The organism is Streptomyces sp. NPDC034670, from assembly GCF_055574875.1.
In genome coordinates this window covers 1-25,278 of sequence record NZ_JBVITR010000027.1, presented here as the reverse complement: position 1 = coordinate 25,278, position 25,278 = coordinate 1, and the positions used below count along the sequence as shown (strand labels likewise).

At 68.8% G+C, this 25,278-nt stretch carries 23 protein-coding genes and 2 pseudogenes; 11 read left to right on the top strand and 14 right to left on the bottom strand.

What is annotated here, in order from left to right; all coding sequences use genetic code 11:
* Positions 1-29: 29 nt before the first annotated feature.
* From ACZ56B_RS19035 to ACZ56B_RS19025, 3 genes are read left to right on the top strand one after another with little or no spacing between them, the layout of a single operon-like run.
* On the top strand, positions 30-2,120 hold the full coding sequence (locus tag ACZ56B_RS19035; protein ID WP_468791352.1) for a bacteriocin-associated integral membrane family protein: 2,091 nt from the start codon (positions 30-32) through the stop codon (positions 2,118-2,120).
* Positions 2,121-2,148: 28 nt separating this feature from the next.
* On the top strand, positions 2,149-2,817 hold the full coding sequence (locus tag ACZ56B_RS19030; RefSeq protein WP_468791349.1) for an ABC transporter ATP-binding protein: 669 nt from the start codon (positions 2,149-2,151) through the stop codon (positions 2,815-2,817).
* A complete protein-coding gene (locus ACZ56B_RS19025) occupies positions 2,814-2,939 on the top strand; it encodes a hypothetical protein (protein WP_468791346.1) in 126 nt (41 codons plus the stop codon). The genes ACZ56B_RS19030 and ACZ56B_RS19025 overlap by 4 nt, the downstream gene beginning before the upstream one ends.
* A gap of 96 nt (positions 2,940-3,035) precedes the next feature.
* Here ACZ56B_RS19025 and ACZ56B_RS19020 read toward each other — a convergent pair whose 3' ends face one another.
* The 3 genes from ACZ56B_RS19020 to ACZ56B_RS19010 all read right to left on the bottom strand — a co-directional run bounded on the left by ACZ56B_RS19020 (position 3,036) and on the right by ACZ56B_RS19010 (position 4,613).
* Positions 3,036-3,365 carry a VOC family protein gene (locus tag ACZ56B_RS19020; protein ID WP_468791343.1) on the bottom strand — a complete coding sequence of 110 codons (330 nt, stop codon included), beginning with the start codon at positions 3,363-3,365 and terminating at the stop codon, positions 3,036-3,038.
* A 207-nt stretch (positions 3,366-3,572) separates the two neighbouring features.
* Positions 3,573-3,896, bottom strand: a complete 324-nt coding sequence (locus ACZ56B_RS19015) for a hypothetical protein (protein ID WP_468791340.1) — start codon at positions 3,894-3,896, stop codon at positions 3,573-3,575.
* Between the two features lie 147 nt (positions 3,897-4,043).
* Positions 4,044-4,613, bottom strand: coding sequence for a hypothetical protein (locus tag ACZ56B_RS19010; RefSeq protein WP_468791337.1), 570 nt, complete (start codon positions 4,611-4,613; stop codon positions 4,044-4,046).
* Between the two features lie 644 nt (positions 4,614-5,257).
* On the opposite strand from ACZ56B_RS19010, the gene ACZ56B_RS19005 reads away from it, so the two are divergent.
* The 3 genes from ACZ56B_RS19005 to ACZ56B_RS18995 all read left to right on the top strand — a co-directional run bounded on the left by ACZ56B_RS19005 (position 5,258) and on the right by ACZ56B_RS18995 (position 8,274).
* The gene (locus tag ACZ56B_RS19005) at positions 5,258-5,536 is read left to right on the top strand and encodes a hypothetical protein (protein ID WP_468791333.1); all 279 of its coding nucleotides are present in this window, start codon (positions 5,258-5,260) and stop codon (positions 5,534-5,536) included.
* 141 nt (positions 5,537-5,677) lie between these two features.
* A complete protein-coding gene (locus ACZ56B_RS19000) occupies positions 5,678-7,378 on the top strand; it encodes an IS1182 family transposase (protein WP_468791330.1) in 1,701 nt (566 codons plus the stop codon).
* 239 nt (positions 7,379-7,617) lie between these two features.
* Complete coding sequence (locus tag ACZ56B_RS18995) at positions 7,618-8,274, top strand: class I SAM-dependent methyltransferase (RefSeq protein WP_004993909.1); 657 nt, start codon at positions 7,618-7,620, stop codon at positions 8,272-8,274.
* Positions 8,275-8,310: 36 nt separating this feature from the next.
* Here the strand turns inward: ACZ56B_RS18995 and ACZ56B_RS18990 are convergent, their stop codons facing one another.
* From ACZ56B_RS18990 to ACZ56B_RS18975, 4 genes are all read right to left on the bottom strand, one after another.
* The gene (locus tag ACZ56B_RS18990) at positions 8,311-9,192 is read right to left on the bottom strand and encodes a tyrosine-type recombinase/integrase (protein WP_468791326.1); all 882 of its coding nucleotides are present in this window, start codon (positions 9,190-9,192) and stop codon (positions 8,311-8,313) included.
* 490 nt (positions 9,193-9,682) lie between these two features.
* A complete protein-coding gene (locus ACZ56B_RS18985; protein WP_468791323.1) occupies positions 9,683-11,053 on the bottom strand; it encodes an amidohydrolase family protein in 1,371 nt (456 codons plus the stop codon).
* 98 nt (positions 11,054-11,151) lie between these two features.
* Positions 11,152-12,105 carry a DMT family transporter gene (locus ACZ56B_RS18980; RefSeq protein WP_468791320.1) on the bottom strand — a complete coding sequence of 318 codons (954 nt, stop codon included), beginning with the start codon at positions 12,103-12,105 and terminating at the stop codon, positions 11,152-11,154.
* Between the two features lie 193 nt (positions 12,106-12,298).
* Positions 12,299-13,177: an NAD-dependent epimerase/dehydratase family protein gene (locus ACZ56B_RS18975; protein WP_468791317.1), complete on the bottom strand. Its 879-nt coding sequence runs from the start codon at positions 13,175-13,177 to the stop codon at positions 12,299-12,301.
* Between the two features lie 130 nt (positions 13,178-13,307).
* Here ACZ56B_RS18975 and ACZ56B_RS18970 point away from each other — a divergent pair, with 130 nt between their 5' ends.
* The gene (locus ACZ56B_RS18970) at positions 13,308-14,207 is read left to right on the top strand and encodes a LysR family transcriptional regulator (RefSeq protein WP_468791314.1); all 900 of its coding nucleotides are present in this window, start codon (positions 13,308-13,310) and stop codon (positions 14,205-14,207) included.
* Between the two features lie 207 nt (positions 14,208-14,414).
* Here ACZ56B_RS18970 and ACZ56B_RS18965 read toward each other — a convergent pair whose 3' ends face one another.
* Positions 14,415-14,684, bottom strand: coding sequence for a Tn3 family transposase (locus ACZ56B_RS18965; RefSeq protein WP_468791311.1), 270 nt, complete (start codon positions 14,682-14,684; stop codon positions 14,415-14,417).
* Complete coding sequence (locus ACZ56B_RS18960; protein WP_468791308.1) at positions 14,636-15,244, bottom strand: Tn3 family transposase; 609 nt, start codon at positions 15,242-15,244, stop codon at positions 14,636-14,638. The genes ACZ56B_RS18965 and ACZ56B_RS18960 overlap by 49 nt, the downstream gene beginning before the upstream one ends.
* Positions 15,245-15,383: 139 nt before the next feature.
* Here ACZ56B_RS18960 and ACZ56B_RS18955 point away from each other — a divergent pair, with 139 nt between their 5' ends.
* Positions 15,384-16,136: a hypothetical protein gene (locus ACZ56B_RS18955; protein WP_468791305.1), complete on the top strand. Its 753-nt coding sequence runs from the start codon at positions 15,384-15,386 to the stop codon at positions 16,134-16,136.
* Between the two features lie 392 nt (positions 16,137-16,528).
* Here ACZ56B_RS18955 and ACZ56B_RS18950 read toward each other — a convergent pair whose 3' ends face one another.
* Positions 16,529-16,807, bottom strand: a complete 279-nt coding sequence (locus ACZ56B_RS18950; RefSeq protein WP_468791302.1) for a hypothetical protein — start codon at positions 16,805-16,807, stop codon at positions 16,529-16,531.
* A gap of 412 nt (positions 16,808-17,219) precedes the next feature.
* On the opposite strand from ACZ56B_RS18950, the pseudogene ACZ56B_RS18945 reads away from it, so the two are divergent.
* Positions 17,220-17,756: pseudogene (locus tag ACZ56B_RS18945) on the top strand (NF041680 family putative transposase); the annotation flags it as partial.
* A gap of 8 nt (positions 17,757-17,764) precedes the next feature.
* Here ACZ56B_RS18945 and ACZ56B_RS18940 read toward each other — a convergent pair.
* A complete protein-coding gene (locus ACZ56B_RS18940) occupies positions 17,765-18,370 on the bottom strand; it encodes an NAD(P)H-dependent oxidoreductase (protein WP_468791299.1) in 606 nt (201 codons plus the stop codon).
* Positions 18,371-18,445: 75 nt separating this feature from the next.
* Here ACZ56B_RS18940 and ACZ56B_RS18935 point away from each other — a divergent pair, with 75 nt between their 5' ends.
* Complete coding sequence (locus tag ACZ56B_RS18935) at positions 18,446-19,045, top strand: TetR/AcrR family transcriptional regulator (RefSeq protein WP_468791296.1); 600 nt, start codon at positions 18,446-18,448, stop codon at positions 19,043-19,045.
* A 648-nt stretch (positions 19,046-19,693) separates the two neighbouring features.
* Here ACZ56B_RS18935 and ACZ56B_RS18930 read toward each other — a convergent pair.
* Complete coding sequence (locus tag ACZ56B_RS18930) at positions 19,694-20,197, bottom strand: GNAT family N-acetyltransferase (protein ID WP_468791293.1); 504 nt, start codon at positions 20,195-20,197, stop codon at positions 19,694-19,696.
* A gap of 73 nt (positions 20,198-20,270) precedes the next feature.
* Between ACZ56B_RS18930 and ACZ56B_RS18925 the strand changes: the two are divergent.
* Positions 20,271-21,095 (top strand): annotated as a pseudogene (locus ACZ56B_RS18925) (IS256 family transposase); the annotation flags it as partial.
* A 543-nt stretch (positions 21,096-21,638) separates the two neighbouring features.
* Here the strand turns inward: ACZ56B_RS18925 and ACZ56B_RS18920 are convergent.
* Entirely contained in the window at positions 21,639-24,320 is a 2,682-nt protein-coding gene (locus tag ACZ56B_RS18920; RefSeq protein WP_468791291.1) for a helicase associated domain-containing protein, read from the bottom strand.
* Positions 24,321-24,357: 37 nt separating this feature from the next.
* Positions 24,358-24,891 (bottom strand): hypothetical protein, encoded by a 534-nt coding sequence (locus ACZ56B_RS18915; protein WP_468791289.1) that lies wholly within the window; start codon positions 24,889-24,891, stop codon positions 24,358-24,360.
* Between the last annotated feature and the right edge of the window lie 387 nt (positions 24,892-25,278).

Sequence of the window (25,278 nt, the reverse complement as noted above, 5' to 3'; positions counted from 1 at the left end):
CGCTTCCCGAAGTGCCCTGACCTAGGCAATTGATGCTGCACCGAGGTATCAAGTTCGTTCACGCCGCCGTGCTGGCTTACTCCGCGGTTCTTGCCTTCCTGTTCTTACGAAGCATGGAAGAGGACTGGGTGCTCGGGCACTCCGCCGTCGTATGGGTGACAGACTCCGACAACTCCGCCAGTGGTTCACATGTTGCTCATGTAGTCGCAGAGTTCGCGCAGGAGCACAAAGTGACTGTTGCGCGTGAAGTCCTCGACCTGAAGGACCCGTCCAGCCGCAGGCACCTTTATCTAGCTCCCGGCGGTCCGCGTTCCAGCTGGCTGCACGACGGCTATCCCACCTTCAACCGCGACTACCACACCCACGTACACTCCGCCGCCGACCTCGGGCTGCGCGACCCCCGAGGCTTCTACTACGTGTTCGGCTCGGATCAGGCCGCCTCGTCGCTTACGCGGACCTTCACCGGTCTCGGCCTGACGGCCAAGGTCTATCATCCGTTCTCCCTGGCTCAGCTGAGCTCCGAGTACGGGGGCAGCGCGCTCTACCGTTCATTCTTCGTGGTCGCGCTCGCCGTCGTGACGATGACAGGCGCGGGCGTCCTGCTCAACGCGAAGGCGTACGGGGTGCTGCGGCTGCAGGGGAAGTCGTTCGGGCAGATCCTGCGCCGGGACCTGCGCCAGTTGGTGGCCTTCTGGTCGATCGCATTTGCCGCGGTGGCCGGCGCGACTCTGCTGCTTCTCGGGCTTTACAACAAGCTGGCCTGGATCGGCGCCTTCACCTTGCTGGCACTGGGCTTTACCGCCGCGCTCAGCCTCGTTGCGCTTGTCACACACTCGGCCATGCTCGGTCTGATGTCCCAGACCGATGTGCTGTCGGCCCTGAAGGGCGAGTTGCCGGCGCGGGCCGCGGCGGCATGTGCCTATCTCGTCAGGATCCCTGCGCTCCTACTGGCGTTGAGTATTGCCTCAGCTGTCGTTCTCGCGGGCCAGGACGTACTGACCCGACAGGAGAGCAGCCAGGCGTACGCCAGGGCTGGCACCACCACCTCGATCGCCTTCAATGGCAGCCTGGCCAGCGAAACCGGCCTGCACGCCTTGGAGAAGAACGTAGGGCCGTGGCTGCGAGAGGCAGACAAAGATGGGCAAATCATCTTTGCAGGCCACCGGAGAATCCGGGGAGCGGGTCTCGAAGACCTGATGACGCGTGACATTCTGATAGTCAATGGCTCCTTCCTTGCCGCGCAACCTCTTCTCAACTCGTCAGGACACCGGCACGGCCCAGGAACTACAGACCCTGAAAAGATACGGCTCCTGATCCCCAAAGATCTTGCCGACTACGCCGGGCCTCTGCGTGAGCAAGTCCCGGGACTACTGAATCCCGCGAATCCAGACATTGTTAAACCGGGCCTTATACAGACGGTTTGGTCGAAGGACAACCAGCGCGTCTTCACCTACAATCCCAGCGGCCAACGGCGCGACGGCGAGAACCCCGGTGCGGACAACTCCTTGGTCATGGACCCCGTCATCATCGCCTTCCCCAACGGATCGCCGCTTGTGAGCGACAAGCTCTACGTCAACTACGCCTCTCAGAGCAGCATCGTCTTCCCTGATCCGGACGACGTCGCAGCCGGCATCAAAGAGCACCATCTCGAGACATATGTGATGTCCATGACGCCAGTCGCGCAGAACGCCGCAGACATGCTGCGCGATCTCGTCGGAGACTTCCGGCTGCAACTGTTCAATCTGGCAGTGGCCGTAGCGGTGCTGCTCATCACCGGAGTCGGCGTCTGCATCGTCCACTCCCGGAAGAATGCACAATCGATCTTCGCCCGCCACATCAGCGGGTGGACCTTCACCGCCACCCACCGCCCTGTCATGCTGGTCGAAGGGCTCCTGGCCCTGCTCCTCGCAGGGTGGCTGCCCTTGCAGGTGTGGCAGCAGAACCAGGACCTCGCACGGTACGAGGCCCTCGGCATCCCCGCCCCCCGCCCGGCCGCCGAGATCACTGGACTCGACCTCAGCGTCACCGTTGCACTCGTCGCCGTGGAGGTGGCGGCGGTGCTTCTGGCTCTTGCCGCCTTTCACCGTCGCATCGTCAAGGAAGGCGCAACCCAGTCGTGACTGCCCACCGCTGTGCAGGAGCTGCCACATGATCGAGATTGAGAACCTGTCCAAGACCTTCGGCTCGCGCACCCTCTGGTCCGGCCTGTCCTTCACCGTGCCGCGCGGAGAACTGCTCGCGCTGACCGGCCCGAGCGGCTCGGGCAAGTCGACACTGCTCAACTGCCTCGGGCTCCTGGACCAGCCGAGTTCCGGCGCGATCCGCCATGAAGGCCGGGACATCACCCGCTTCAAGCCACGAGCTGCCCGACATTACCGCCGCGACGTCCTCGGCTATCTGTTCCAGAACTACGCGTTGATTGACAACGCGACCGTCGCCGCCAACCTCGCGGTCGCCATGAAACCGCGCCGAGTGAGGAAGGACCGCCCGACCATCGCCGAGGCTCTGCAGCGCGTTGGACTGGCCGGGCGCGAGAAGGAACAGGTTCACCGACTCAGCGGCGGGGAGCAGCAGCGCGTCGCTCTGGCTCGACTCATCGTCAAGCAGCCCGCTCTCGTCCTGGCCGACGAACCGACCGGAGCCCTCGACCACGACAACACCACCATGGTCGTGGACGTCCTCCGCTCAATGAGCGAGGACGGCTGTGCCGTTGTCATCGCCACCCACAATGACGCGGTCCGTGATCGCTGTGACACCGTCCTCACCGTCGGAAGCACCACACACCCCGAGCCCGTGAAAGAAAGGCAGTATTCATGACCGCCCGCCGCACCTGGAGCATCATCGCTGGCATCCTGGCACTCGCTGTCATCGCTGTTCTCCTCGTCTACGGAGAACACACCGGCGTCATCCTCGGCCGGATCGGACTTCGGTTGTTCTGATTCCCTGCCGTACGCGCAAGGTCACGGTATAGACGATGGCCGGAGCCCCAGCGGGCTCCGGCCATCAGTCGGCTCAAGGCATGTCCTGAGCAATCGTCAAGGACTGTGGATCGGTTGATATCGGTTTCGTTGTGATGAGTTGATCGCGACGAGTTCGACCTCGGAGTCATCGTCGTTCCCCAGGTAGGCGGCATAGTGCTGCGCACTGCCTGCATGCGGATGCCGGTCGGGGAATATCAAATGCCAGCCATGTTGGGTCGTGTCGGTGCCCAGCTGTTCGGCCGTGGCGTTGTCTTCGAAAAGCCAGGTGGTTCGATGAGCTTCTTCGAGTTGGCCACCGATCGGGTGATGGGCCGTAAAGCGCAACGATCGAGGCCCCGGGCTGTTGATCGGATCGAGGGAACCGCCGCTTTTGCTCTCTTTCATCGTCCCCCGCAGCGCGCCTCGCCGGCGATGCGGAACTCGGTGAACTCGAGCGCTTCCACGGTCAGGTCGTCCTCGCACTCGTATGCGGCCACGAGGTGGTCATACTGCTCCTCGGCGATGGCGAGGAAGAAGGCGTGGCGCCGGGTGGTTCGGTGACACGGGCGAAGCGGACGGAGGGCGGCAGGGAGGAAGGCATGGTGACTCCTTCTACAGATGGTCGACGGGTTCGGCGGCGAAGGTGCCGTCGCCGAGCGGGGCTTCAGTCAGCTCGAAGCGCTGGGACTGGCCGTTGACACGGTGGGTGATGACGGTGCCGGTGGGCCGGGTCGTCTCGTACTGGTACGGGGCGCCGTCCGGGCCGACATTGCGCAGCAGGGTGTAGCGGCGGAGCGTGCGGGTGCTGCCCGACGCGGCGCTTGCGGCTGCCCTCCGGGATGACAAGAAGCGCCATATGGCGGAGACGAGTGTGATCACAACGGCGGCGCCGAGGGCGCTGAACAGGCCGGGCACGGCGTCGATGAGCAGCGACACGGGGCCTCACTCCGGGATGTGGACGGAGCGGGTGGCGCTGCGGGCGGGGAACACAGGTGACCTCCATCAAGCCGGTACGGCCCGCCGGTTGGCCGGGCCGCGCCGACTGTGACGGAGCGCGGGGTTAGCTCCGCAACCCCCCGGTCGTCACCGTTCCTCGTCTTCGTCGAACGTCACCAGCGGCACGTCGTCCGCCGACGCCCAGCCCGGCGCGGAGGCAAGCGCGCTGGGGGCATCGCCCTCCCAGACACCGTCACCCGCGGCTCCGGCTCCCCGCTCGGCGCCCCCCTCGGCGGTGGCCATGCGGGCGAGGGCGGCCCGGAAGATCGGTACGTTCTCGGCGGCCATCTGGTAGGCGATGGCCTTCTGCCACGAGGGATTGTCCGGGTCGTACAGCACGGTGATGGGCGCCCGGGTGCCCTCCGGCCACCAGCCCTCGCGCACCCCGCGCGGGATGGCGCGGGACAGAGCGACGGTGGGCCCATTCAGCTTGCCGAGCTGTTCGCGCAGCAAGACGGCGCTGGCGATGCCGTGGCGGTCGATCACGAGCTGGGCGAACCGGCGGGCGCCGGCGGGCAGCGAGCGCAGGTAGCGCTCGGCGCGCTCGACGGTCCAGTCGGTGTCCGCGGTGACCGTCAGCTCGTGGCGGTGCTCGGCGAGGAGTTCGAGCAGTTTCCGCTCGAACTCCTCGCTCGCGCCCTCGATGGTGATCCTCATGAAGCCTTCCGACAGATTCTTGCCCGATTCTCCGGGGTCTCCCTGGGGAGTATGCCCCCTCGGGTCCGTCCCATGGAGGTCCCGGAGAATTCGGCCGGAATTCTGCAGGCGATCGGCGATCGGCGGCTGGTGGAACGGTGCGTCTCGCCTCGGATAACCTCTCCTTATCCGACGCGACAAACAGGGACATTGACGATTGGTCAGTCCGGGCGTCGGAAGGGGAGGGAACCCAGACGTGAGCACGCACCCCGACCTGCCCAACACGCTGGTCCACTTCACCGGCCGGCCCCGACGGCAGGGCGACGTACCGCCGGACTTCGCCCGCGGCACCGCCGAGGAGCGCATGGTGAGCATCCTGCACAGCGGCGTGCTGCGCGGGGCGCCGGACTTCTGGGCCGACGCCCCGGTGCTCTGCTTCAGCGAGGCCATCGAGACCGCCCGCCGCGCCATGCTCCGCGACGGAGTGGGCGGCCGCGGACCGTACGCGCCCTGGAGCGTGGTGCTCGACCGCCAGAAGCTCATCCAGGCTGGCGCCCGGCCCGTCCTCTACCTCTCCCGTGAGGAGATGGACCAGACGCGGCACCTGCCGAGGCGCATGCGCAACCGGCGGGTGCGCTACGACCCGGGCTACTCGGACTGGCTGCATGAGCGGGAGTGGCGGCTGTGCTTCGAGCCACCTGGCGGCCGCCGTCGTCGGGCTGCGCCAGCGCGGGGTGAAGGTGTCCGGCGACGACCAGGCCGAGGCCCGCGCCGCCCTGGAAGGCCTGGCGGTCAGACTGCTGCAGGCCGGAGAACGACGCGGCCGCGGCCAGGCTGTCGGCGCCGACCTCGACGGGTTGCGGGCCATCGCCCGCGCCTGCCCCAACACCCTCACCGGTGACCGGGACAAGGCGTTGATGCTCACCGGCTTGAGGTGCCGGTAAGGATGCTGTCACCGATCCTGCTGGCTTATTCCGTGCCCGGCGGGGCTGGCAGCTCGTTGGACAGGCCAGCAGCAGCCGTCTTGGCGATCCCGGTCGCGGGTGGGGTGTGGAATGTCGATGCGGCCGAGGCCGTGGCCGAAGGTGCCTGAGCTGACCGCGCAGGTGGCGCGGGCTGTGGCGGCACGGGGCCCGTACCCGCTGGCGATGCGGGTCCGTGACGAGCTGGGCGAGTTGTTCGCGGACGCCGAGTTCACCGAGGCGTTCGGATCCAGAGGGAGGCCGGGCTGGTCACCGGGCCAGCTGGCGCTGGTGACGGTGTTGCAGTTCGCCGAGAACCTCACCGACCGGGCGGCAGCGCATCGGGTGCGGTACGGCATGGACCTGAAGTACGCGCTCGGCCTGGAGCTGGATGATCCCGGGTTCGACGCCTCGGTGCTGTCCGAGTTCCGCACACGGCTGGTCGAGCACGGGATGGAGGAGAAGGTGCTCGACCTGCTGCTGACCGCCCTCAAGGACCGGGGCCTGGTGAAGGCGGGAGGCAGGCAGCGCACCGACTCCACCCGCGTACTGGCGGCAGTACGCGACCTGAACAGGCTGGAGCTGGCCGGGGAAACACTGCGGGCCACGCTGGAGGCGCTGGCCTGCGCGGCCCCGGACTGGCTGGCCGGGGCGGTGCCCGTTCGGGAATGGGCCGACCGCTACGGCCCGCGGACTCACTCCTGGCATCCGCCGGCTTCCACGAGCAAACGTGAGGAGACGGCCCTGGTCTACGGCCGGGACGGGTTCGCGCTGTTGGAGGCGGTGCATGCCCCTGATGCCCCGGCCTGGCTGCGTGAGCTCCCGGCGGTGCAGGTCCTGCGCACGATGTGGGTGCAGAACTACCACCGCACCGTGACCGAGGCCGGAGCGGAGGTGAAGCGGCGGGAGAGCAAAGACCTCCCGCCCGGCAGACTGCGGCTGGCCTCTCCGTACGACACCGACGCGCGCTACGGCCTCAAACAGGGCTCCTGGTGGACCGGCTACAAGATCCACATCAGCGAGGCCTGCGACGATGCCGATGACCAGGACTCGGCTTCCGGCGGCCAGGCGCTGATCCCTGGAGCCGACGGACCGCCGCCGCGCTTGATCACCAGCATCGCGACCACCGACGCCACAGTGACCGACGCGGAAATGACCGAACCGGTCCATCACATGCTCGCCGCCCGCGATCTCCTGCCCGCCGAGCACTTCCTCGACTCCGGTTACGCCTCCGCCGAGTTGATCGTGGGCATGAAGAAGAACTTCGGAGTCACCCTGGTCACCCCGGTCCTGCTGAACAGCTCACCCCAGGCGCGTGCCGGCGCCGGGTTCGACCGCACCGCGTTCACCATCGACTGGGACAAGCGGCAGGCCACCTGCCCACGCGGGGACACCAGCACCTGGTGGAGCCCCGCCACTCTGCGCGGCACCAAGGCCATCGTCATCAAGTTCGACAAGGAGACATGCCGCCCCTGCCCGGTGCGCGACCAGTGCACCCGCTCGAAGACCGGCGGCCGGACCCTCTCCCTGCAACCCCGCGAACTGCAAGAAGTCCTCGACCATGCCCGCCTCCAGCAGGGCGACGAGCAGTGGCGAGCCAAGTACGGAACCCGCGCGGGCATCGAGGGAACCATCCACCAGGCCGTCGCGGTCACCGGGATGAGACGTGCCCGCTACCTCGGTCTCCAGAAGACCCACCTGGAGCATGTCTTCTCCGCCGTTGCGCTCAACCTCATCCGCCTCGATGCCTGGTGGAACGGCCACCCGCTCGACCGCACCCGCGTCAGCCACCTTGCCCGACTCGATCTCTCCCTTGCCGCGTGACCGAATAGGGGTCTTACTGGTGTGATCGCCTAATCAACTGTCGCCGGTTCCCTGAGGAACCCAGCCAGTTGGTGACCGACCGTGGTCGCCAACGGCGTATCGGCTCCGGGTCCCACCGGCCTCATTGCGGAGCCGGGTGGTGGCCTTGTCGTGGTAGCGAGAGCGTCCGCGGTGACGGGCGCGGGATTCGGCACGAGGTGGGAGAACAGCTGCGAACGGCGGGTGTTAACTTCCTTCCCGTGGTGGAGCACCAGGACGAGACCAGGGCGGCCTACGACGGGGTCGTCGAGTTGTATGCGTCGATGTTCGCTGATCGGCTGGAGAAGCAGCCGTTCTCGCGGAACATGATCGGCATCTTTGCCGAGCTGGTGCGCGGGACGGGGAACCCCCGGGCGGCCGATGTCGGCTGCGGGCCCGGACATCTGACGGCCATGCTGCATGACCTGGGGCTGGATGCCTTCGGGCTCGACCTTTCCCCAGCCATGGTCGACCACGCCCGGCGGGCCCATCCGGCGCTGCAGTTCGACGAGGCGCGAATGGAGGCCCTGCCAGTCGAGGACGGCGCGCTCGGCGGCGTGCTGGCCCACTACTCGATGATTCACACCCCTCCTGGGGAACTACCCGCGCTGCTCGCCGAGCAGGCGCGTGCCCTGGCACCAGGGGGCCTGCTCCTGGTCTCGTTCTTCGCGACCGACGGGCCCGAGCCGGTCCGCTTCGACCACAAGGTGACGCCCGCCTATAGCTGGCCGGCGGACCGGTTCGCCGAGCTGCTGGCCCGGGCCGGGCTCGTCACGTTCGCCCGGCTGCTCCACGACCCGGCCTCTGAGCGGGGCTTCCTCGACGCCCACTTGCTGGCCCGCAAGTCGGAGGACACCGTCGAGGCCACCGCACAATAAGCCAGCAGGATCGTCACCAGCCGCAAACGGCGAGGGTCACGTCCTACGACGTGCGGCGGGGTCGCGTTCGGTGACGTGCCGGGCGACCGCGTCGACGCCGGGGCGGGCGTACCGCTCCAGGGAGCGGACGGAGGCGTGGCGGGATCGGGCCAGCAGCATCGGGGTAGAGGTGCCGTCCTCGGCGTCGTGTGTGAGGGCACTGTGACGGAGCCGGTGAAGCGTCCAGCCGTCGAGATCCTCGATGTCGTCGGGTGAGGCGAGGGGGTTGGCCAGCAGCCGGGTGTTCTCCTTGAAGATCTCCTCAGCGCGACGGTAGGAGAGCCGGGCCCGGCCGGTCTCGGGGCACACGTCGAGCGTCGGTGTTCCGGCGGGGGCCTTGCGGTCGGTGAGGAACAGCGGGCCGCGGGTGCGGCGGGCGATGAGGCGGGGCAGGAGCTGGGCGGTGCCGGACTGCCAGTGAATCCACTCCGTCGCCCCGCCCTTGGCAGTGATTTTCCCGCGCTTGCCCTGCGGGTAGAGGTCTTCGACGTTCAGGCACAGCACCTTGTCGGCCCGTGCGGCGGACTCGTAGAGCATCTTCCACTGCGTCTTCTCCCGCAGTGAGACGTCCAGGCGCCACAGGGCGGCGATCTGGTTCTCGGCCAGGGCCTTGGTGCGGTCGGGCGGCGCCGGCCGTCGCTCGATGCCGATCGTCGGGTCGCCGATGATCCAGCCCTGGCGTTGCCACCATCCGATCGCCTTGCGGGCGATGGGCAGTTCCCGGTTGACGGTGTCGGCGTCCATCTCGTCCGCCCGTGCCGCCGCCAGCTCGGCCAGAGCCTCCGGCAGCGCCGGGTCGTCGATCGCGGCGCCGGGGAAGACGGGCGGCTTCGCGCCCCGGCGGGCGGGTCCGGTCGGCGCCGGTTCCCCGGCGAGCATCCATCCCCACGTCGTCAGCGAGATCCGGTGGATCCGCGCGGAGGACTTCGCGATGAGGACTTCGCGATCCCGGCGCCGGTGAGGTATCGCTCGACCGCCGCGGTGTACGACGCGGGCGGGGCGGACAGGGGCACCACCCGGGCGCGCGGCACACGCAGCACGCCCCGCTCCCGAGTTCGGTCACCGGTTCGATCGCCACGTCCGTCCCGCCCCTCCGGTCCTGCCGCAGTAAATGCGTACACCTCGCCTGCGGCGGTCGGAGAGTCCGCCGCAGGTCGCGAAGATCACCATGGGGGGTCTGCCGCAGTAAATCCGACATTTACCGCGACGGCGGCCCAGAGCGCGAATCAGGGCGGTGGCACGGGTGCGCAGCTCTGCCGCTACGGGGACGCCGGTTGCGTGTCGAAGCGGCTTCCGGTGCGCCACGGTGACGTGCATCTGTCGGCCGGGTCGTCGTTCGCGTCGACCCCGTGCCTGCCTGGTGGTCGGCTCAGACCGGGAGCGGCAGACCGGCGGCGTGGAAGAGCCGGTCACGGGAGGCCGCGGCCTCGTCGAAGACGGCGTCGCCTCCCTTCAGTACACCGTTCTCCTTGAGGACGGCACCGGCCACCACGACCAGGTCGACATTGCCGGCGTGGCCGCCCGCGACGATCGTGGCCGCGACGTCCGTGGCGGGCAGCATGTTGGCGTGATCGAGGCGGATCATGATCAGGTCTGCCTCCTTGCCCGGGGTCAGGCTGCCGGTGCGGTCGTCGATCCCCGCGGCCCGTGCGCCCTCGATGGTCGCGAAGGACAGCAGATCGGCGGCGTCGAACGTGGGCAGGCCGGGAACACGGTCCATGGGCCCGGCCGCACCGGCGAGGATCAGCTGCTGGTAGGCGAGGGTCGCCCGCATGACGCCGAACATGTCACCGCTTACGATCGTCTCGGTGTCCACGCTGAGGCTCGGGCGGACACCGGCGGCCAGCAGCCGGTTGGTGGCCGGCTGGCCCAGGCCCGGCATGAAGACCTCGAGGGCGCCGGCCACGGACGCGGTGGCGCCGCGTGCGGCCAGCATTCTCAGCTCCTCGTCGGTCGACGTGCACAGGTGGATGAACGTCATGTCGGAGGCGAGCAGCCCGGCCTCCTCCAGTTGCCGTACGGCCTGCTGCTCCGCCCCCCACTCGCCGAGGCCCACGTGCATGCTGATGCGCAGGCCCAGTTCACGGGCGAGCCGGATGTCACGCTCGGACACATCGGGGGTGGACAGCTCCGGTCCGCGGAGCATTGCGTTGAGGGTCACCCGCGCCGAGTCGTCGGAGAGCACCTCGTTGCGGATGCGCCGAATGTCGTCGGGGTGGGTGCGGTCGCTGCCGAACTGCCACTGTTCGGCCTCCGTCGACGGCCAGCCGTGGCCGAAGACGGCACGGATGCCCGACTCCCAGTGCGCGGCGATCGCCGCGTCCGAGTGCTCGGGGCTGTTGCTGATGTGCGATTCGTCCCGAACGGTCGTCACCCCGGAGTCGAGGGACATCAGGTCCGCCGCCAGGTTGCCGATGTGTACGTCCCGGGGGTCGAAGTACTGTCCGAGGCCGATTTGCACCTGGCTGCGGTACTCCTGGTAGGTCCAGGCGGGGCCGAGATTGCGCAGCGCTCCCTGCCAGTTGTGGCGGTGGGTGTCAATGAAACCGGGCAGTACGGCGTTCCCTGTGCCGTCGATGACCCTGGCCCGGTCGTCGGACAGGTCCCGGCCGACCTTGAGGATCCTGCCGTGGGCGATGAGGATGTCGCCCACGAAGTTGCCGAGCTTGTCGTCCTGCGTCATCAGGTATGCGCCCTTGATCAGGATGCGTTCGTTGTTCTGCGGCTGGTTCTGGGACACCTGTGGTTCCTTTCGTGCCGTGGGCGGCACTGTGTTGCTTCTCCATCGAGAGAGGGGTGGTGGGTCGGGTCCGCGTCCGGTCCGGGCGCGGACGTGGATCACTTCGCGGTGGTGTCACGAGGGCGTCGGGAGGCAATCCAGACGGCGCCAAACGTGAGCAACGCACCGAGGACGGTGAGGACGGAGGGGGACCGACCGCCCGAAGGGACCAGGAAGTCCAGGGCGATCGAACTGGCGAGCTGCCCCGCGATAGAGGCCATGCTCAGCAGCAGGACACCGATCCGGCGCACCAGGAACGCCGAGGCGCCGATGAACACCACGCCGCACGGACCACCGAGGTAGACCCACAAGCTGGTGGGCAGCGGGTCCCCCGTGGTCCCCTGCACGAGTGTTTTCACCCCCCAGGCCGCGGCGAGGAACACCGCACCGACAAGGAAGTTGAGCCAGGTCGCTGCGATCGGCGAGCCCGACGCGGCCGTCGTCGCTCCGTTGAGCGCCTGCTGCACACCGAGGAGGAAGCCGGCGGCGAGGGCGGCGAGGGCCGGCAGGATGATCGTGGCCGGCGCGAGGGTGTCGGCGAAACGGGGCAGGGCGGACACGACTGCGGCCACCAGGATGACGGCCGCTCCCGTGAGCCGGGCGGCGCCCGGGCGCTGCCGCAGGCCGCCGCCGATACCCCGGCTGTCCACGATCAGACCGCCGAAGGTCTGACCGGCGATGGCCGACACGGTGAACACGGCGACTCCAGTGACCAGCGCGGCGGTGGACTGGGCCAGGGCGAACGTGCCGCCGAGCACACCGGCCAGCAGGTACCGGCGGGGGAGCCGGCCATCCCGTGAAGCGCCGGCCAGGCGGCGCAGCGCGCCGCGCAGCCCGGGGGAGAAGAACGCGAGGAGGGACAACAGGACGAGTCCGCCCGAGAAACTGATCGCCGCCGCGGCGATGCCGTCGTCGAGGCGATGACTCAGCTCGCCGTTCAGACGGGCCTGTACCGGCACCACCATGCCGGCTGCGATGGCTGCCGCGACGGCCAGCGAGCCGCCGCGAGGCACGGATGGGCGGGACTGTTCCGCCGACTGGGGACCGGGCCCAGCAGGACGGCGATGACCTGACCCGGTTGGAGCGGTGGGAGTACTCATGTCGAAGTTCCTCAAGAAGGGTTGCGGCCGGGCAGGGCCCGGTCGGCCCGACCGCCGATGGCCGGTCGGGTCCCGCCTGCGGCGGGGCCCGGGGCGCGGGCCTTTCTCAGAAGTCGGTACGCGCGATGTCGTCGAGGACCGATGGTCCCGTGGGGGTCCAACCCAGGACACGCCGGGCCGTGTCGCCCGAAGCCTGCTGGTCGAGGAGAAGGGCCTCGCCGAGCAGGCCGAGCCGGTCGAGCGTCTGCACGACGGGTTCGGGCTCGACGCGTCCGGCCAGGCCGACGGAGCGGCTCACCGCTTCGGTGATCTCCCGTACGGTCGGGTTCGTACCGCTGGCGCCGATGAAGTACGAACCGGCCGGGGCCTTCTCCAGCGCGAGCACGTAAAGCTCGGCCAGGTCGTCCACGTGCACGGTGCTCCAGCGCTGGTCACCGGAACCGATCATGGTGAGCGCCGGGGTGTTTCCGGTGGTTCGAGGACCGGCGGCGACGAGGTTCAGCAGACCGCCGCCGTGGCCGTACACCACTGCCGGTGCGATGACCGAGGTCCGGACGCTCTGCGCGTCGCGCACGAGCTTGTCGAGCGGCGCCCGCCAGGCGGTCAGCCGCGGGGCGTTCATTCCGGACGGCTCGGTGATCGCCGAACCGCTGCCGTGCAGCCAGACGCCGGTGGTGTGCACGAACGGCCGGTCCGTGTTCCGCAGCGCGTGCAGGAAGCTGGTGACGGCGACCTCGTCGACGGTCGCGCTGGTCTCGTCGCCTGGCGACGCCAGGTGGATCACGCCGTCGCTCGCAGTCGCGAGTTCCTCCAGGGCGTGGCCGTCTGCCAGGTCGGCAACCGCAGGCTCGGCGCCCTTGGCCCGCACCAGCTCGGCCTTCTCGGCTGAGCGGACCAGGGCAGTGACCTGGTGGCCGCCGGAGACGAGCCGATCGAGCACCGCGGCTCCGATGTAGCCGGTGCCGCCGGTGAGCAGTACGCGCATGGTCGTCCTCTTCCGCTGACGTTTCCTGGTCCGGGCGTTGGCCCGCACGACAACAGTCGCCCTGCCCGGCTATCGTGTCCAACGAATGTTTCCGAATATTCGATCGGACATACCGATGAATGAGGTGAGTGTGGACCAGAAGCGGCTGGAGTACTTCATCACCGTCGCCGAGGAGCTGAACTTCACGCGGGCGGCCCAGCGGCTGCACGTCACTCAGTCCACGCTCTCGGCCGGCATCAAAGCCCTGGAGCACGAACTCCGGACCGAACTGCTCCTCCGCTCCACGCGGTCGGTCAGACTGACGGAGGCCGGCTCGGCGTTCCTCCCCGAGGCGCGGACCGCGATCGAGGTACTCGACCGGGCCCGGGCGGCAGTGGAGCCGCTCTCCACGGGGCTGCGCGGCAGCCTCACCGTTGGCGTCCTCAGCGGGCTGACGGTGATCGACGTACCCGCGCTGGCCGGTGAATTCCACCGCCGTCATCCCGAGGTCCGGTTGCGTACCGAGACCTCCCAGCGGGGAACCTCCGGGCTGATCGAGCGGATCAAGGAGAGCCACGTCGACGTGGCCTTCGTAGGAGCCGACATCAAGGACGAACACCTCAGATCGAGAGCCATCAAGAGGTACGAGGTCCAGCTGCTGGTCCCCGCCGATCACCCACTGGCCCGCCGGAAGCGTGTGCGGCTCAGAGACATCGCCGGGGAATCCTTCGTCGACATGCCCGCCGGTTTCGGGCAACGCCAGATCGCGGACGACGCGTTTACGAAGGAGGAGCTGTCCCGGCGGGTCCTCATCGAGGTCTCGGACATCACCACGATCGCGGACTACGTGGCGCACGGCTTGGGCGTGGCGCTGTTGCCCCCGGACTTCGCCGCGGCGGCCGGGGACGCCGTTTGTACCGTCCCCCTCGCGGACGCCCGACTGGCCTGGACGCTCAGCGTGGTCGCCTCCGCGACGCGTCCGCCGACGCGGGCGCTGCATGCCTTCCTCGACCTGATCCCACACCACATCCGGCGCGACCGCGTGTTCTGAACGGACATCCCCGGCCGCGTCCGGATCACTTCCCGAAATCCACCGGGCTCGCGTGGGCGGGGTACTTGCTCATGACCGGTGACCCGGTTGAAGGCGTTCATGGAGATCGCGATCCAGATCACCGCGCCACGAGCCCGGGGCAGCCACGCGTCGGGGTCTCGCCACGCGAGACGCCTGTACGGCCCCCGCTCGCAGTGCTGCGCAGGTTCATTTGTTCTCCACGGTGGACCGCGCCGCCTGGTCGGCCGGGGCCCGAGAGCATGGTGTGGAGGCCGCGGCGAGGTTGAGGCGGGTGCCCATGTCGAGGTTGACCTCGCCGTAGGGCCGGACATGGGACCGGAACAGCGGGGTCAGGCCGCGCCGGTCCGCAGGCGTGAGGAGGTCCACCCACTCCGGTTCGCCGAGGATGTCCTGGACCATCAGGGTGTTCACGAAGACCAGGGCCGATTGCAGAATCCGCAGGCACAGGACGAACACCTTCTGCTCGTCGCGCCGGTTCGATGCGATCTCCCGCCCTTGCCGTAGGCGATCACGAAGTTCGCGCCGTTGGAGGACTCCATCACGTTCAGGCCCTCCCCGATCTCCCGCTGAAGGTCCCTCAGCCGCGGATAGCGGGCCACGAAGATGGTCTTCCGGGCGCGGCCGACCTCCAACACCGCCGCGTAGGTGGGACGGGAGGCGTTGCGGGTGAAGCGGCGCAGGATCGCCTCGGTGGACGCGGTACGGGTCCGGATCGCGGTCGCGTACTTGATCATCTGGTCGTACTGCTGGGCGATGAGTTCCCAGCGGATCGGACGGGTCAGCGCCGGGGTGAGCTGCGGGTAGGCGTCCGGTCCGCCGGCCACCGGCCGGTACGGCTTCACCTTGTTGATCCGCTTGATGCGCGGCAGCAGGTCGAAGTTCAGCAGCCTCGTGACGCCGAACCCGATCTCCGACTGGTCATGACTGTCTGTGTAGTTGGCCTCGACGTCATCCCGCTGTTCCACCCGATCTGAGCCGATGCCGATCCCGGCGACATCACCTTCGCCGATAACCACGCCGCGCACGGCAACTTCCGTGCCTGGGCCCAGCTGACCGCCCACACCCGCACCGCCCTGGCACGCACCGGCCGTCCCCGTGTGGACCAGGAGCTGCTGCGCTGGGCCTTCAGCCGCCTCGCCTGACCACCACGCCGCCATGTTCCTCGCCACGCCACCGCCGCCCGTCACTGTGGTCATCGACCGTCATGACGACGTGTTCCACACGCATACCGCCCTGGCCGCCCACCATCCGCCGTCCGGCCGGATCACCCTGCATCCCGGCCCGGGCACCACCGGTGAGACCGGCCTCGCCCATGATCTTCTGGCCGCTCCGGGGAAGCCGCCCCTGCTCCCGGGGCGTTTCCCCGCCGGCCGTCAGCCCGCCTGGGAAGCCGCTGCCGCCTGGGTGACCGCCCTTCCCGTCACCCGGCTGACCGTCCTGCGTGCTCACCGCCTCACGGCCCGCCGCACGATGCGCCTCCTGCAGCTACATGCCCTCGCCGGTATCCATCTGACCTTGGTCTGCCACCGCCCTCACCTTCCCGCCGCTCTGCACCAGGCCCTGCAGACGGCCGACTTCGCCGTCACCACCGACTTCGAGGCAGCCCGCCGCCACCACTACGGCGCGACCGCCACTGAGCACGTGCCTGTAGACGAGTTCGCCCGGCCAGTCGGCCGGTGGCTCACCCTGCCTGCGCTGGACCGCCTCGTCTCCTACGACAGCCCCGGCCCCTGCGCCGCCCCGTGCACGCCGCCCCCGATCGTCTGGCGGCACCGCCCACCGCCCGTGCTCTCACTGCGCACACCGCCGAGCGAGTCGCCCGCCAGCTGCACGCGGCGACCGCACATCCTCGCCTGGCCGCGGCCGTCACCGCTGTGCTGTTCACCGGTGCCTCCCTCCAGCAGCTAGCCACCGCCCGTCCCCGCGACTACGACGACGCTGCGGCCACGCTGGCCCTGCACGACCGCGCCCGCTACACCGACGGCTGCGCCGCCCACCCCGTACCACCCTGGGCGGGCATCTTCCTGCGGGCCGCGGCTTGCTTCACCCGACTCCTCCCCGGCGAGGACCAAGAACTGCTTGCCGCGCCACGTGACCGTGGGCACCTGCTGCGTGTGGCGGAGACGGCCAGACTGCGCCCGCCCCAGCCGCCCACGGCCCGCCGCAAAGGCCCGGCCGGCCGTGTGGAGCGGGCCTGGCGCGAGCGGCAGGAAGCCGAGAGGTACGAAGCCATGCCGACCAGTCGCGTCAGGCCCTCGCGACGCGGAACACCCTGACGCGTTTCGCTCGAAGAGGCAGGCTCATCCGATTGAGAAGTCGGCGAACTCGACGTCTTGGAAGGCGATGTGCAGACCGTGGGCCCGGCGGCCCCATTCGCGAAAGTAGGCGTGCCCCAGCGCGCGGGCGAGGATCACCGTCTGCTGCTGCTCGCCTGCGCCGGCATCCCGGGCGGCGAACAGCTCCCGGGTTACCTCTCCCGGCAGGTCCTGAGTGATCCACCGCACCCACGTCGAGGCCCGCCAGGGCGCCGCCGCCGTCATGACCGCACACGTCACCACCACCGCCCTCGTCTGACGCACGCCCGGGTGCCCCGAAGTGCGCCGGCACCGCGCTTCGGGGCACCCGCGCCTGCGACCGGCCCGCGGCAGACGGAAGGGGGGACGCAAGACGTTCGGCGCAACTCCCGATCATGGAAGGCGCATCGACGACCCGTGAGAACGCGTCCGACTCCGAGGCCGTCGAACCCATGAGGGCTGTGCCGGCGAAGGCCGTGGACGACCAGCTGATCGATGAGCTGGTGAGCCGGGCCCAGGCCGTGGTCAGGCGCCCCGTACGTCAGAGGGACCGTGGAGGCGGGCCCGGACGAAGGCTCCGTCCGCGCAGAAGACGGCCGAGCCGCTGCTCGGGTACCGATGGCCGGTTGCCACGTCTCGGCGGACGGCCTCCCGGCTCATCCACCGCGGCCCCTGGCTGAACCACGCCAAGGAATAACTCCCCATCCTGCACGGCACGTTGATCCGCCTGGAGGTCGATCGGCTGCCCGGTGACCGGGACCCGAAACCGGTCTGGCTGTGGTGCTCGGCCACCGTCGCCGCACCCGCGGAGGTGGACCGCTGGTGGTAGTCCTTCTTCCGCCGCTTCGACCTGGAACACACCTTCCGGCTGATGAAACAGGCCCTGGGCCGGACCGTCCCGAAGGTCGGGAATCCCGACACGGCCGACCTGTGGGCCTGGCTGGTCAGCGCCGCCCGCACCCGGCTCCGCCTCGCCCGGCCTCTCACGCAGGACCTCCGTCGCCCCTGGGAGCGGCCCACCGCACCGCGCCGGCTCACCCCCGCCCGGGTCCGCCGGGGGTTTCGCACCGTCCGCGCGACAGCAGCCCGCCCGGCCGGCGCGCCGAAATCGTCCCGACCAGGCCCCGGACGGTCTGTCGGCTCGAAGAACAAGCAACGGGCCAGGCACCATGACGTCGGCAAGACCATCAAACGCGCGGAATCGATCAGGGAGCACCAAGCCCAGCGAGGTTAAACGCCGAGCTAGGACAGTGTTCGCGAGCGAGCATGGATGGTTTCACTGATGGTCCGCACTGCGCGGTCGACACTTTGCGCCGTGGCCTCTGAGGAAGTCTGCTCGGACTCGTAGACGAATGCTGTGGCGCCGCGTCGGCTGCCGCAGTAGTCGATGATTCCGTGCTGGATCTGGGTTCGCAGTGCTTCCTCGTACCCGTGGCGCTCGTATGCGCCGGAGTCGTCGCCGGCGATGGGCAGAAGGTGCGTGGTGAGTGCCTGCAGTTTCGGTCGCAGGCCCGAAGTCGGGGAGTGCTCGAAGGCCCAGCCGTTGACAAAGACGCGGTCTATCCACCCTTTCAGCAGCGCAGGCATCGACCACCAATACACGGGGAAGATCAATACGAGATCGGTGGCGCGCTCGAGGCGACGGTGCTCACTGACGATGTCGGCCGGATAGTTGCCGCCCTCGCGGTACGCCCGGCGATCCGCCAGGGTGAACGCGGGGGCGAACCGTTCCTTGGCCAGGTCGGCGGTCTCGACTGACACGGGGTGGAGTGCCGCCTCGAGTTTTTCCAGCACGTGATGCGTCAGGGACTGGGGGTCCGGGTTCGTGGCGACCAGCAGGGCGTGCATCGACAGCTTCTCTCCCTCAGAGGTAACCTACTGGTGGTAGCTTACTGCTAGTAGGTTACTGGTAGTAGGTTATTCATGGATGAGAGGCTGCCGGGCATGGCCGAGCGACGACTCTCCAGTGCCGAGCGGCGGGCCCAGCTTGTCGGCGTTGCCCGCGACGTGATCGCCACCGAAGGTACAGACGCGCTCACGCTCGCGTACCTGGCGAGCAGAGCAGGGATCTCCAAGCCCGTCGTCTACGATCACTTCTCCTCGCGCTCGGCGCTTCTCCTCTCGCTGTATCAGGACTTCGACCAGCGGCATCTCGCCGACCTGCATGCTGCGATAGCGCACACCCCACCGGATTTGCGGCAGCGGGTCGAAGCGATTGCGGCGGCTCACGTCGCGTGCATCGTCTCCCAGGGCGTCGAACTCAGTGGAGTGGTGGCCGCACTGGCCGGCACACCAGCCCTCGAGAACGCCAGGCGAGAATCCGAACGCCGCTACGTGGACGTCTGTCGGCAAGCCATACGAAGCGCCGACGGCGCTGCGGACCTCAGTAGGGAAGCAGCCATCGCATTCGTAGGCGCCGCGGACGCACTCGGCCATGCGGCCGCCCGTGAAACGATCAGCCCGGAACTCGCCCGATCGACCATCACCACCGTGTTGCTCAGCCTTGTCAACGCCTCTGGCTGAAGGACTCGGGGCCATGCAGCCGCTCCCGTGTCCGCAACCTCCACGGCGGCCCGCACCGACTGCGCGTCGATGATCCCCGCCGTGGGCTCGGCCTCGCGGCCCTCGGGCTCACGGACCGTCCCGCGCAGCCGGTCGTGGAACTCGGCGATCAGCCCGTGCCCGCGCCAGCGGCGGAAGAATGCGTAAACCCGGGCTCATGCGGGGAAGTCCGCGGGCATCGCCCGCCATGAGATCCCGCCCGCGACCAGGTAGCGGATCGCGTCCAACAGCTGCCGGTGGCAGTAGCCCTCAAACCGTCCACCCGCCCCTGGAGCCAGGCCGGCACCGGCAGCAACGGCCGGACGGCCGCCCCCTCCGCGTCCGTCATGTCCGACGGATACCGGCGCACCCGATCCGGCTGGCCGGCCGCGTTGCCGTACACATGCGCGAGGCAATCGCACGACACGGCGGGCGAGTCGAAGTCAACATGCTCGGGAACGTACAACAACGTACAGCAAAGACAACAGGGCCTCCGGGAACCACTCGGAACGGGATCGCACCTCCGAGCTACCAGGCGGCCCTGCTCTCACGCGCGGAAACCGCCGCAGTCACCCGATCGAGACCCCCGTTCGATCAACAGCCTTCGAGATCGGTACGGGCAACAACCACTTACATGTCGGGATGCTCCGGCAGGGCAAGCCAGTCCGGCCAGGAGATCTCGCGGCCGAGGAAGCGCGGTTGCTCGAACGGCCAGTCGGCGGCGATCCACTGCGGCACCAGCGCGTCGAGGGCCTGCTCGACCTTGCTGCCCACCAGCTCGTCCACCACCCACCAGGAGATCTCGCCGTCCGCGCCGGCCTTCTCCGGCGGGTCGATGTAGACACAGCCGAACAGAGCTGTCTCCGCCGCGTCGAACAGCGCGTAGTTGAAGGACTGGTGTGCGGCGATCTCCTTCTCGTGCCGCAACAGGTCGGCTTGGTCGGCCTCATAGGTCATGGTGGCCGCGGGCCAGTCCCAGGCCGGACCGAAGATGGTCCACAGCCGCTCGCGCGAACTCATCACAGCCGGATAGTCGAGCGGGGTGTCCGCCTCCCGGATCGGCCGCAGATGATGACCACCGCCCGGCAGTGGTACCAAAACGGGGTGGACGAAGTCATCGGGAAGCCAGCTCATGGTGCCCGACCGTAGCAGCGCGCGACCGTCCGCTCTCCTGGATTTTCCCCGCATGCCGCCAGGTCCTGCTCTCATGCCGGGCAGGGCCCGCGATCACCCGATCGAGACTCCCGTTCGATCGACAGACTCCCTGATCGGTGTGGCAACGGCTTCTCAGGCCGGGGGTCTGCGGCTGACCGGCGAGGGCGGGCTGTTGCAGCAGTTGACCAAGCGGCTCCTGGAGTCCGCGCTGGAGGGTGCGATCACCGACCGCCTCGGTTGTGGCAAGCATGATCCGGCGGGCAAGAACGGAGGCAACTCGCGCAACGGCAAGCGTTCCAAGACCGTCCTGACCGATGTGGGACCGGTGGAGATCACCGTGCCCCGTGACCGGGACGGCTCCTTGGCCGCGAAGGGCCCGACCACCGGAGAGGTCCGGGCCCATCTCGGAGGTCTATGGCGCCGGCGTCTCCCGTCAGGCCCTCTTCACCATCACCGACGAGGTCCTCGAGGGCATGGCCGAATGGCAGAGCCGCCCCCGGACTCCGTATATCCGGTGGCCTTCATCGACGCCATGCATGTGAAGATCCGCGCCGGTGCGGTGGTCAACCGGCCTCTCCATGTCGCTCTGGCGGTCACGGTCGAGGGCCGGCGGGAGATCCTCGGCCTGTGGGCCGGCGGCGAGGGGGCCGAGCACTGGCTGCACGTCCTCACCGAGATCAAGAACCGCGGCGTCAACGACGTGCTCATGCTCGTCCGCGATGGCCTGAGGGGCCTGCCCGAGGCAGTGGAGACCGTCTGGCTGCGGACCATCGTGCAGACCTGCGGTGTGCACCTGCTGCGGAACTCCTTCCGCTGTGCCGCCCGCCAGGACCGGGACAAGAACGCCCGCCTCCTCAGGCCCGTCCGCACCGCACCGCACCGAGCAGGCCGCCCTGCTCAAGGGGCGGCAACGCCCACTCGTGATCGCTCTGTGCCTACTGCCTCTGCTGGTGGTGACGGCCTGCTGCGTACCCGCGCTCCTCGTGCTGCCGTTCTGGTCCGCCGGTCACATCCGGGCCACCGCGTTGGTCCGGCATCTTCGGGAATGCTCCCTGGCTCCGCACGGGACCGACCGCCCTGCGCCCGGTCGGTGACACGTCGGACCGGTGCTCCGCCAAACGGCCGGCAGAGGTCCGGCCCCGCCGTGCTCGCCGCGACCCCCGACCCTGCCCCCGACCCGAGGTTCCGGCCGGCTCGACCGGCAGCGGATGCTTTGAAGCATGACCATGACGCGACGGATCTTCAACCGGCGGACGTTCTCCGGCTTCTTGTGCCGGGACCTCGCCATCCACGAGAACCGCAGACCGGCCTGACCTCACCGAGGCGCGCGCCGGGTCGTACTGATCGCGGGCCTTTCATCGGCCCTGACCCGTGGTCCGGGCCGACGTGAACTCTGACTTCAGCGGCTCACCGCCGCCAGCTACGCCCACTGCACGCCGAGTTCCCGTAGGGCGTCGAGTTGCTCCGCTGTGAGTTTGTCTCTTCTCGATCGGGTGTTGGAGATCCATACACCCAGCTTGACGACCACCGGCTCCTCCTGGCCGTCGATGGTGATCTGCTCGGTGTGACCCCTTGGTACCGGCCGCTGCCCTTCTCGTTCGACCCATTGTGTGAGGGCGGTCAGGCCGCGTTGGAAGGCCTGCTGTGCCTTGCTCCTGGCCTTTCCCGGGCCCTTTGCCGCTTGCCCGGCCACCGGGGCGGGGGGCAGCGCCTGGAGCGGCTTGACGCCGAGCGTGGTCAGTCGTTCCTGCTGTTCGGTCGACAGTAGCTTCCAGGCGCCCGGCTTGCGTTGCTGCTGGAGCCATCGCCCGATGTCGTCGCCGTCGAAGAGCACGCCGGGCTGGATGTCGGGGAGGATGCCGCCTGGCTCGTCGGTGGCGAGGTCGGCGAGGTGGCGGTAGTGGCGTTGCCAGTTCAGGGGCCAGGGACAGTCCCAATCGGGGTCGATGGCCGTCAGCTGCTTGGCGCGTACGGCGGCCCGCTCCGGGTTCTTCCCCAGTCCGCCTTTGCGGCGCAGATTCGCCATGTGCTGCCCGATCGGCACCTCCACCCCGTTGGCGGGGTCCGTCCACACGGCGTCCTGCCGGGGTGCGAGGTGCCCGGTGGTCCGCCGGTAGGCCCGGAGTGCGGCGAGCTTGTTCTCCCAGGCTTCCTCGCCGGGTTCCCACACCATGCCGGCCTCGGGTGCGTCGAGGAGTGCCTTGCGCCGCTCCTCCAGCTCCCCGGCCCGCAGTGCTTTGCGCTGCTGGTGGACCCACCGCCCCAGTGGGAACGCCTTGGTCGCCCCGACTTCGGTTTCGGTGTCGTAGGGGATGGCGTGCAGGCCGGTGATCTGATTCTCGGCTCGCCAGCGAAGGAGGGCTTGGTAGCCCTCGAGCCACACCAGGGATTCGGGCCGGTAGACGCGGGAGCGGAGGAAGGCCGCGATGGTGGCGGCGTCGCGCGGGCTGGAGAAGTGGAGCAGCGCGGACTCGACCGCATTGTCGGTGTCGTCCGGCTTCTGGTTCTCACCGTCACCCTCGTCGCCGACCCCGATGATCCGTCCGTCCTCATCCCGCCGGACGTGCACGGTGCGTTGTCCGCGGGTGCGGGCGTGGGAGGCGAGCTGCTCGACCAAGCGCTCGTCATGGGAGCGCAGGCCCTGGAGCACGGCGACCAGGGGGCGGTAGCTGGCGGAGGCGACCATGTCGGTCGGCTCCTCGCCGGGTTCCAGGAAGACGGGCACGATGATCCGCGCGATCTTCGTGCTGCCGTCCCGGTTGAGCCGGAGGGCCCGGCCGATGTTCTGGACGATCTCCACTTGGGAGCCGCGGGTGTCGGCGAAGCAGACGGCTTCGACTCCGCGCTCGCCGGTGATGTCGACACCTTCCCCGAGGACGCGGCAGCTGGCGAGGAATGCCCGGTGCACGCGCCGGCCCTGGGCGTCGGTGCCGTTGGCGAACTGGCGCAGGACCTCGCGGCGCTCGGCGACGAGGTGGTCGCCGCACAGCCACGCCGACCACACCCGGCCCGGGGATACGTGGCGGCCGGCTTCCAGCTCGTAGAAGGTTGCGTCGATCGAGGATGCAGGCAGCCGGTCCGCGGCCGCCAGGTCCTCGTCGGAGGCGTCGCCTGCGTACAGTTCGGCGGCCGTCTGGGGCAGTTTCTCGGCGAATGCGGCAGCCTCCTCCACTTTCTGGTGGAAGGTCATGACGGTACGGAGGTTGTGCGCGGCCGCGTGTTCCAGGAGTGCGGTCTGCAGCAGCGCCAGGCGCCGGCCCCGCTGTGCTTCCTCGGACTCCCCGAGCACCGGCGAGGGATCGCGGATCTCGAGGACGTCGATCTCGAATCCGGCGAGGATCCCGCGCTCGATTGCCTCGCTCAGCCCGAGCTCGGCGATCCACGGGCCGTACGTCCCGTCCGGGTCGTCTGCCATGCTTGCGATCTCCGCCTCCTGACCGTCCGCGCCCAGCTGCGGCCGGGGCGAGGCGAGGATGCGCGGGGTTGCGGTCAAGTAGAGCCGGAAGTCGGCGGGGATCCGCTGGTTGTCGTGGATCGCCGCCCACGGCCTACCAAGATCACCAGCTGTGGAGTGGGCCTCGTCCACGATCGCGAGGTCGAAGCCGGCCATCTGCTGCCCGTACAGGCGCTCCTCGCCCGCCAGAGCGGCCTCCAGGGGCCCGCGTGCCTTCCGGCCTGTCGGATCCTCGCGGTCCACCAGAGAGGCATACGTGGCGAACACGACCACCGGCCCGGACCCGGCCCACAACGCCAACCGGATCGGGTTGGTGGTGGTACGCACCCCCAGCGAGGTGAGCACCGGATCGTTCTCCAGCGAACACACTCCGACCATGGGGAAACGGTGGCCCACCGCCCACCACGCCTGGGCGGTCTGCACGAGCAGGTCCAGGGTCGGCACGGTCACCAGGATCCGCCCGCCCGGGAAGCAGTCCAGCGCACACGCGGCGGCCGTGATCGTCTTCCCTGACCCGGTCGCGGACACGATCATGCCCCGCGCCCCCTCCGACGGTACCGATGATCTTGAAGGGAATCCCACCCATCGACGGAAAGCAGCTTTCTGGGCCACCTGATGTTCCCGAAGCTGAATACCCGGCGTTCTCAAGCCTTTCCTCCACCTTCTTCTTCACTCGCTTCGGGAGTCACTGGGACGGTGCGAAGGGTGGCACGGTCACCGTACCGTCCTCGCCCACCACGATCCGCTCGGCGAGCTGGGCCAGGACCTGAGAGGGGGACAGTCCCGCCCGGTAGGCCACCGCCCGGACCAGCCGACCGGACGCGGTGGACAACCGGACCTCCGTGCGCAGCTCATCTGCTCCCTCCCGCCCCTGCTCCCCGGAGGCGGCCTGTGCCGCAAGCGCATCAGCAAGCCGTTCCTCACGCTCACGAGCCCACACCGAGCCCTGAACATCCTGTTCCGGCTCGTACACGCTCCAACCGAGCACGGCCATCAAGTCCCTGACGCGCCGCCATTCAGCGTGTTTGGCCAGCCAGATGACAGCCAACCGCTCCCGGTCCACCTCGAATTCGTAGAAGGAGCCGTTCCCCCTCAGCCGCTCCGCGGTCTCCCGCTCACGGACAGCAGCCTCCGCGACCTTCTCCGCAATGGCGGCGGCATCCAGTCCGTCCGCCTGACGCCGGACCTGATCCCGCGCCACGTCCTGAGCACTCCACATGCGTTTTCCCTTTTCCGAAAGGCGCGGGCATCTGGACCCGCATCGGGGGCGATTGAAAGGTGTCCCATACTTTCGCCAAGACTACATGTGCATCAAACTAGATGAAGCCGCTAACTTACATCCGATCAGAACAAAACCCCGCACCCCATAGTCAGCCAGACCTGCGAAGTGTGCCCTAACAACCCTGGAAGCACAGCCAGAAGGCCCGTCAGGCGGAGGAGCGCAACGGACACCCACCGACCCGGGCTGTAGCTCAGCGGAAGCCCGGTAGCGGGACGAAGTCCCGCCGCTCCGGAAGCGCAGCGAACGGAGCCTCATCCGGCTTGCAAAGCAAGCCGGATGAGCGGGACGCGCAGCGGCCCACAAGGGCTCACGCGGAGCGGGAGC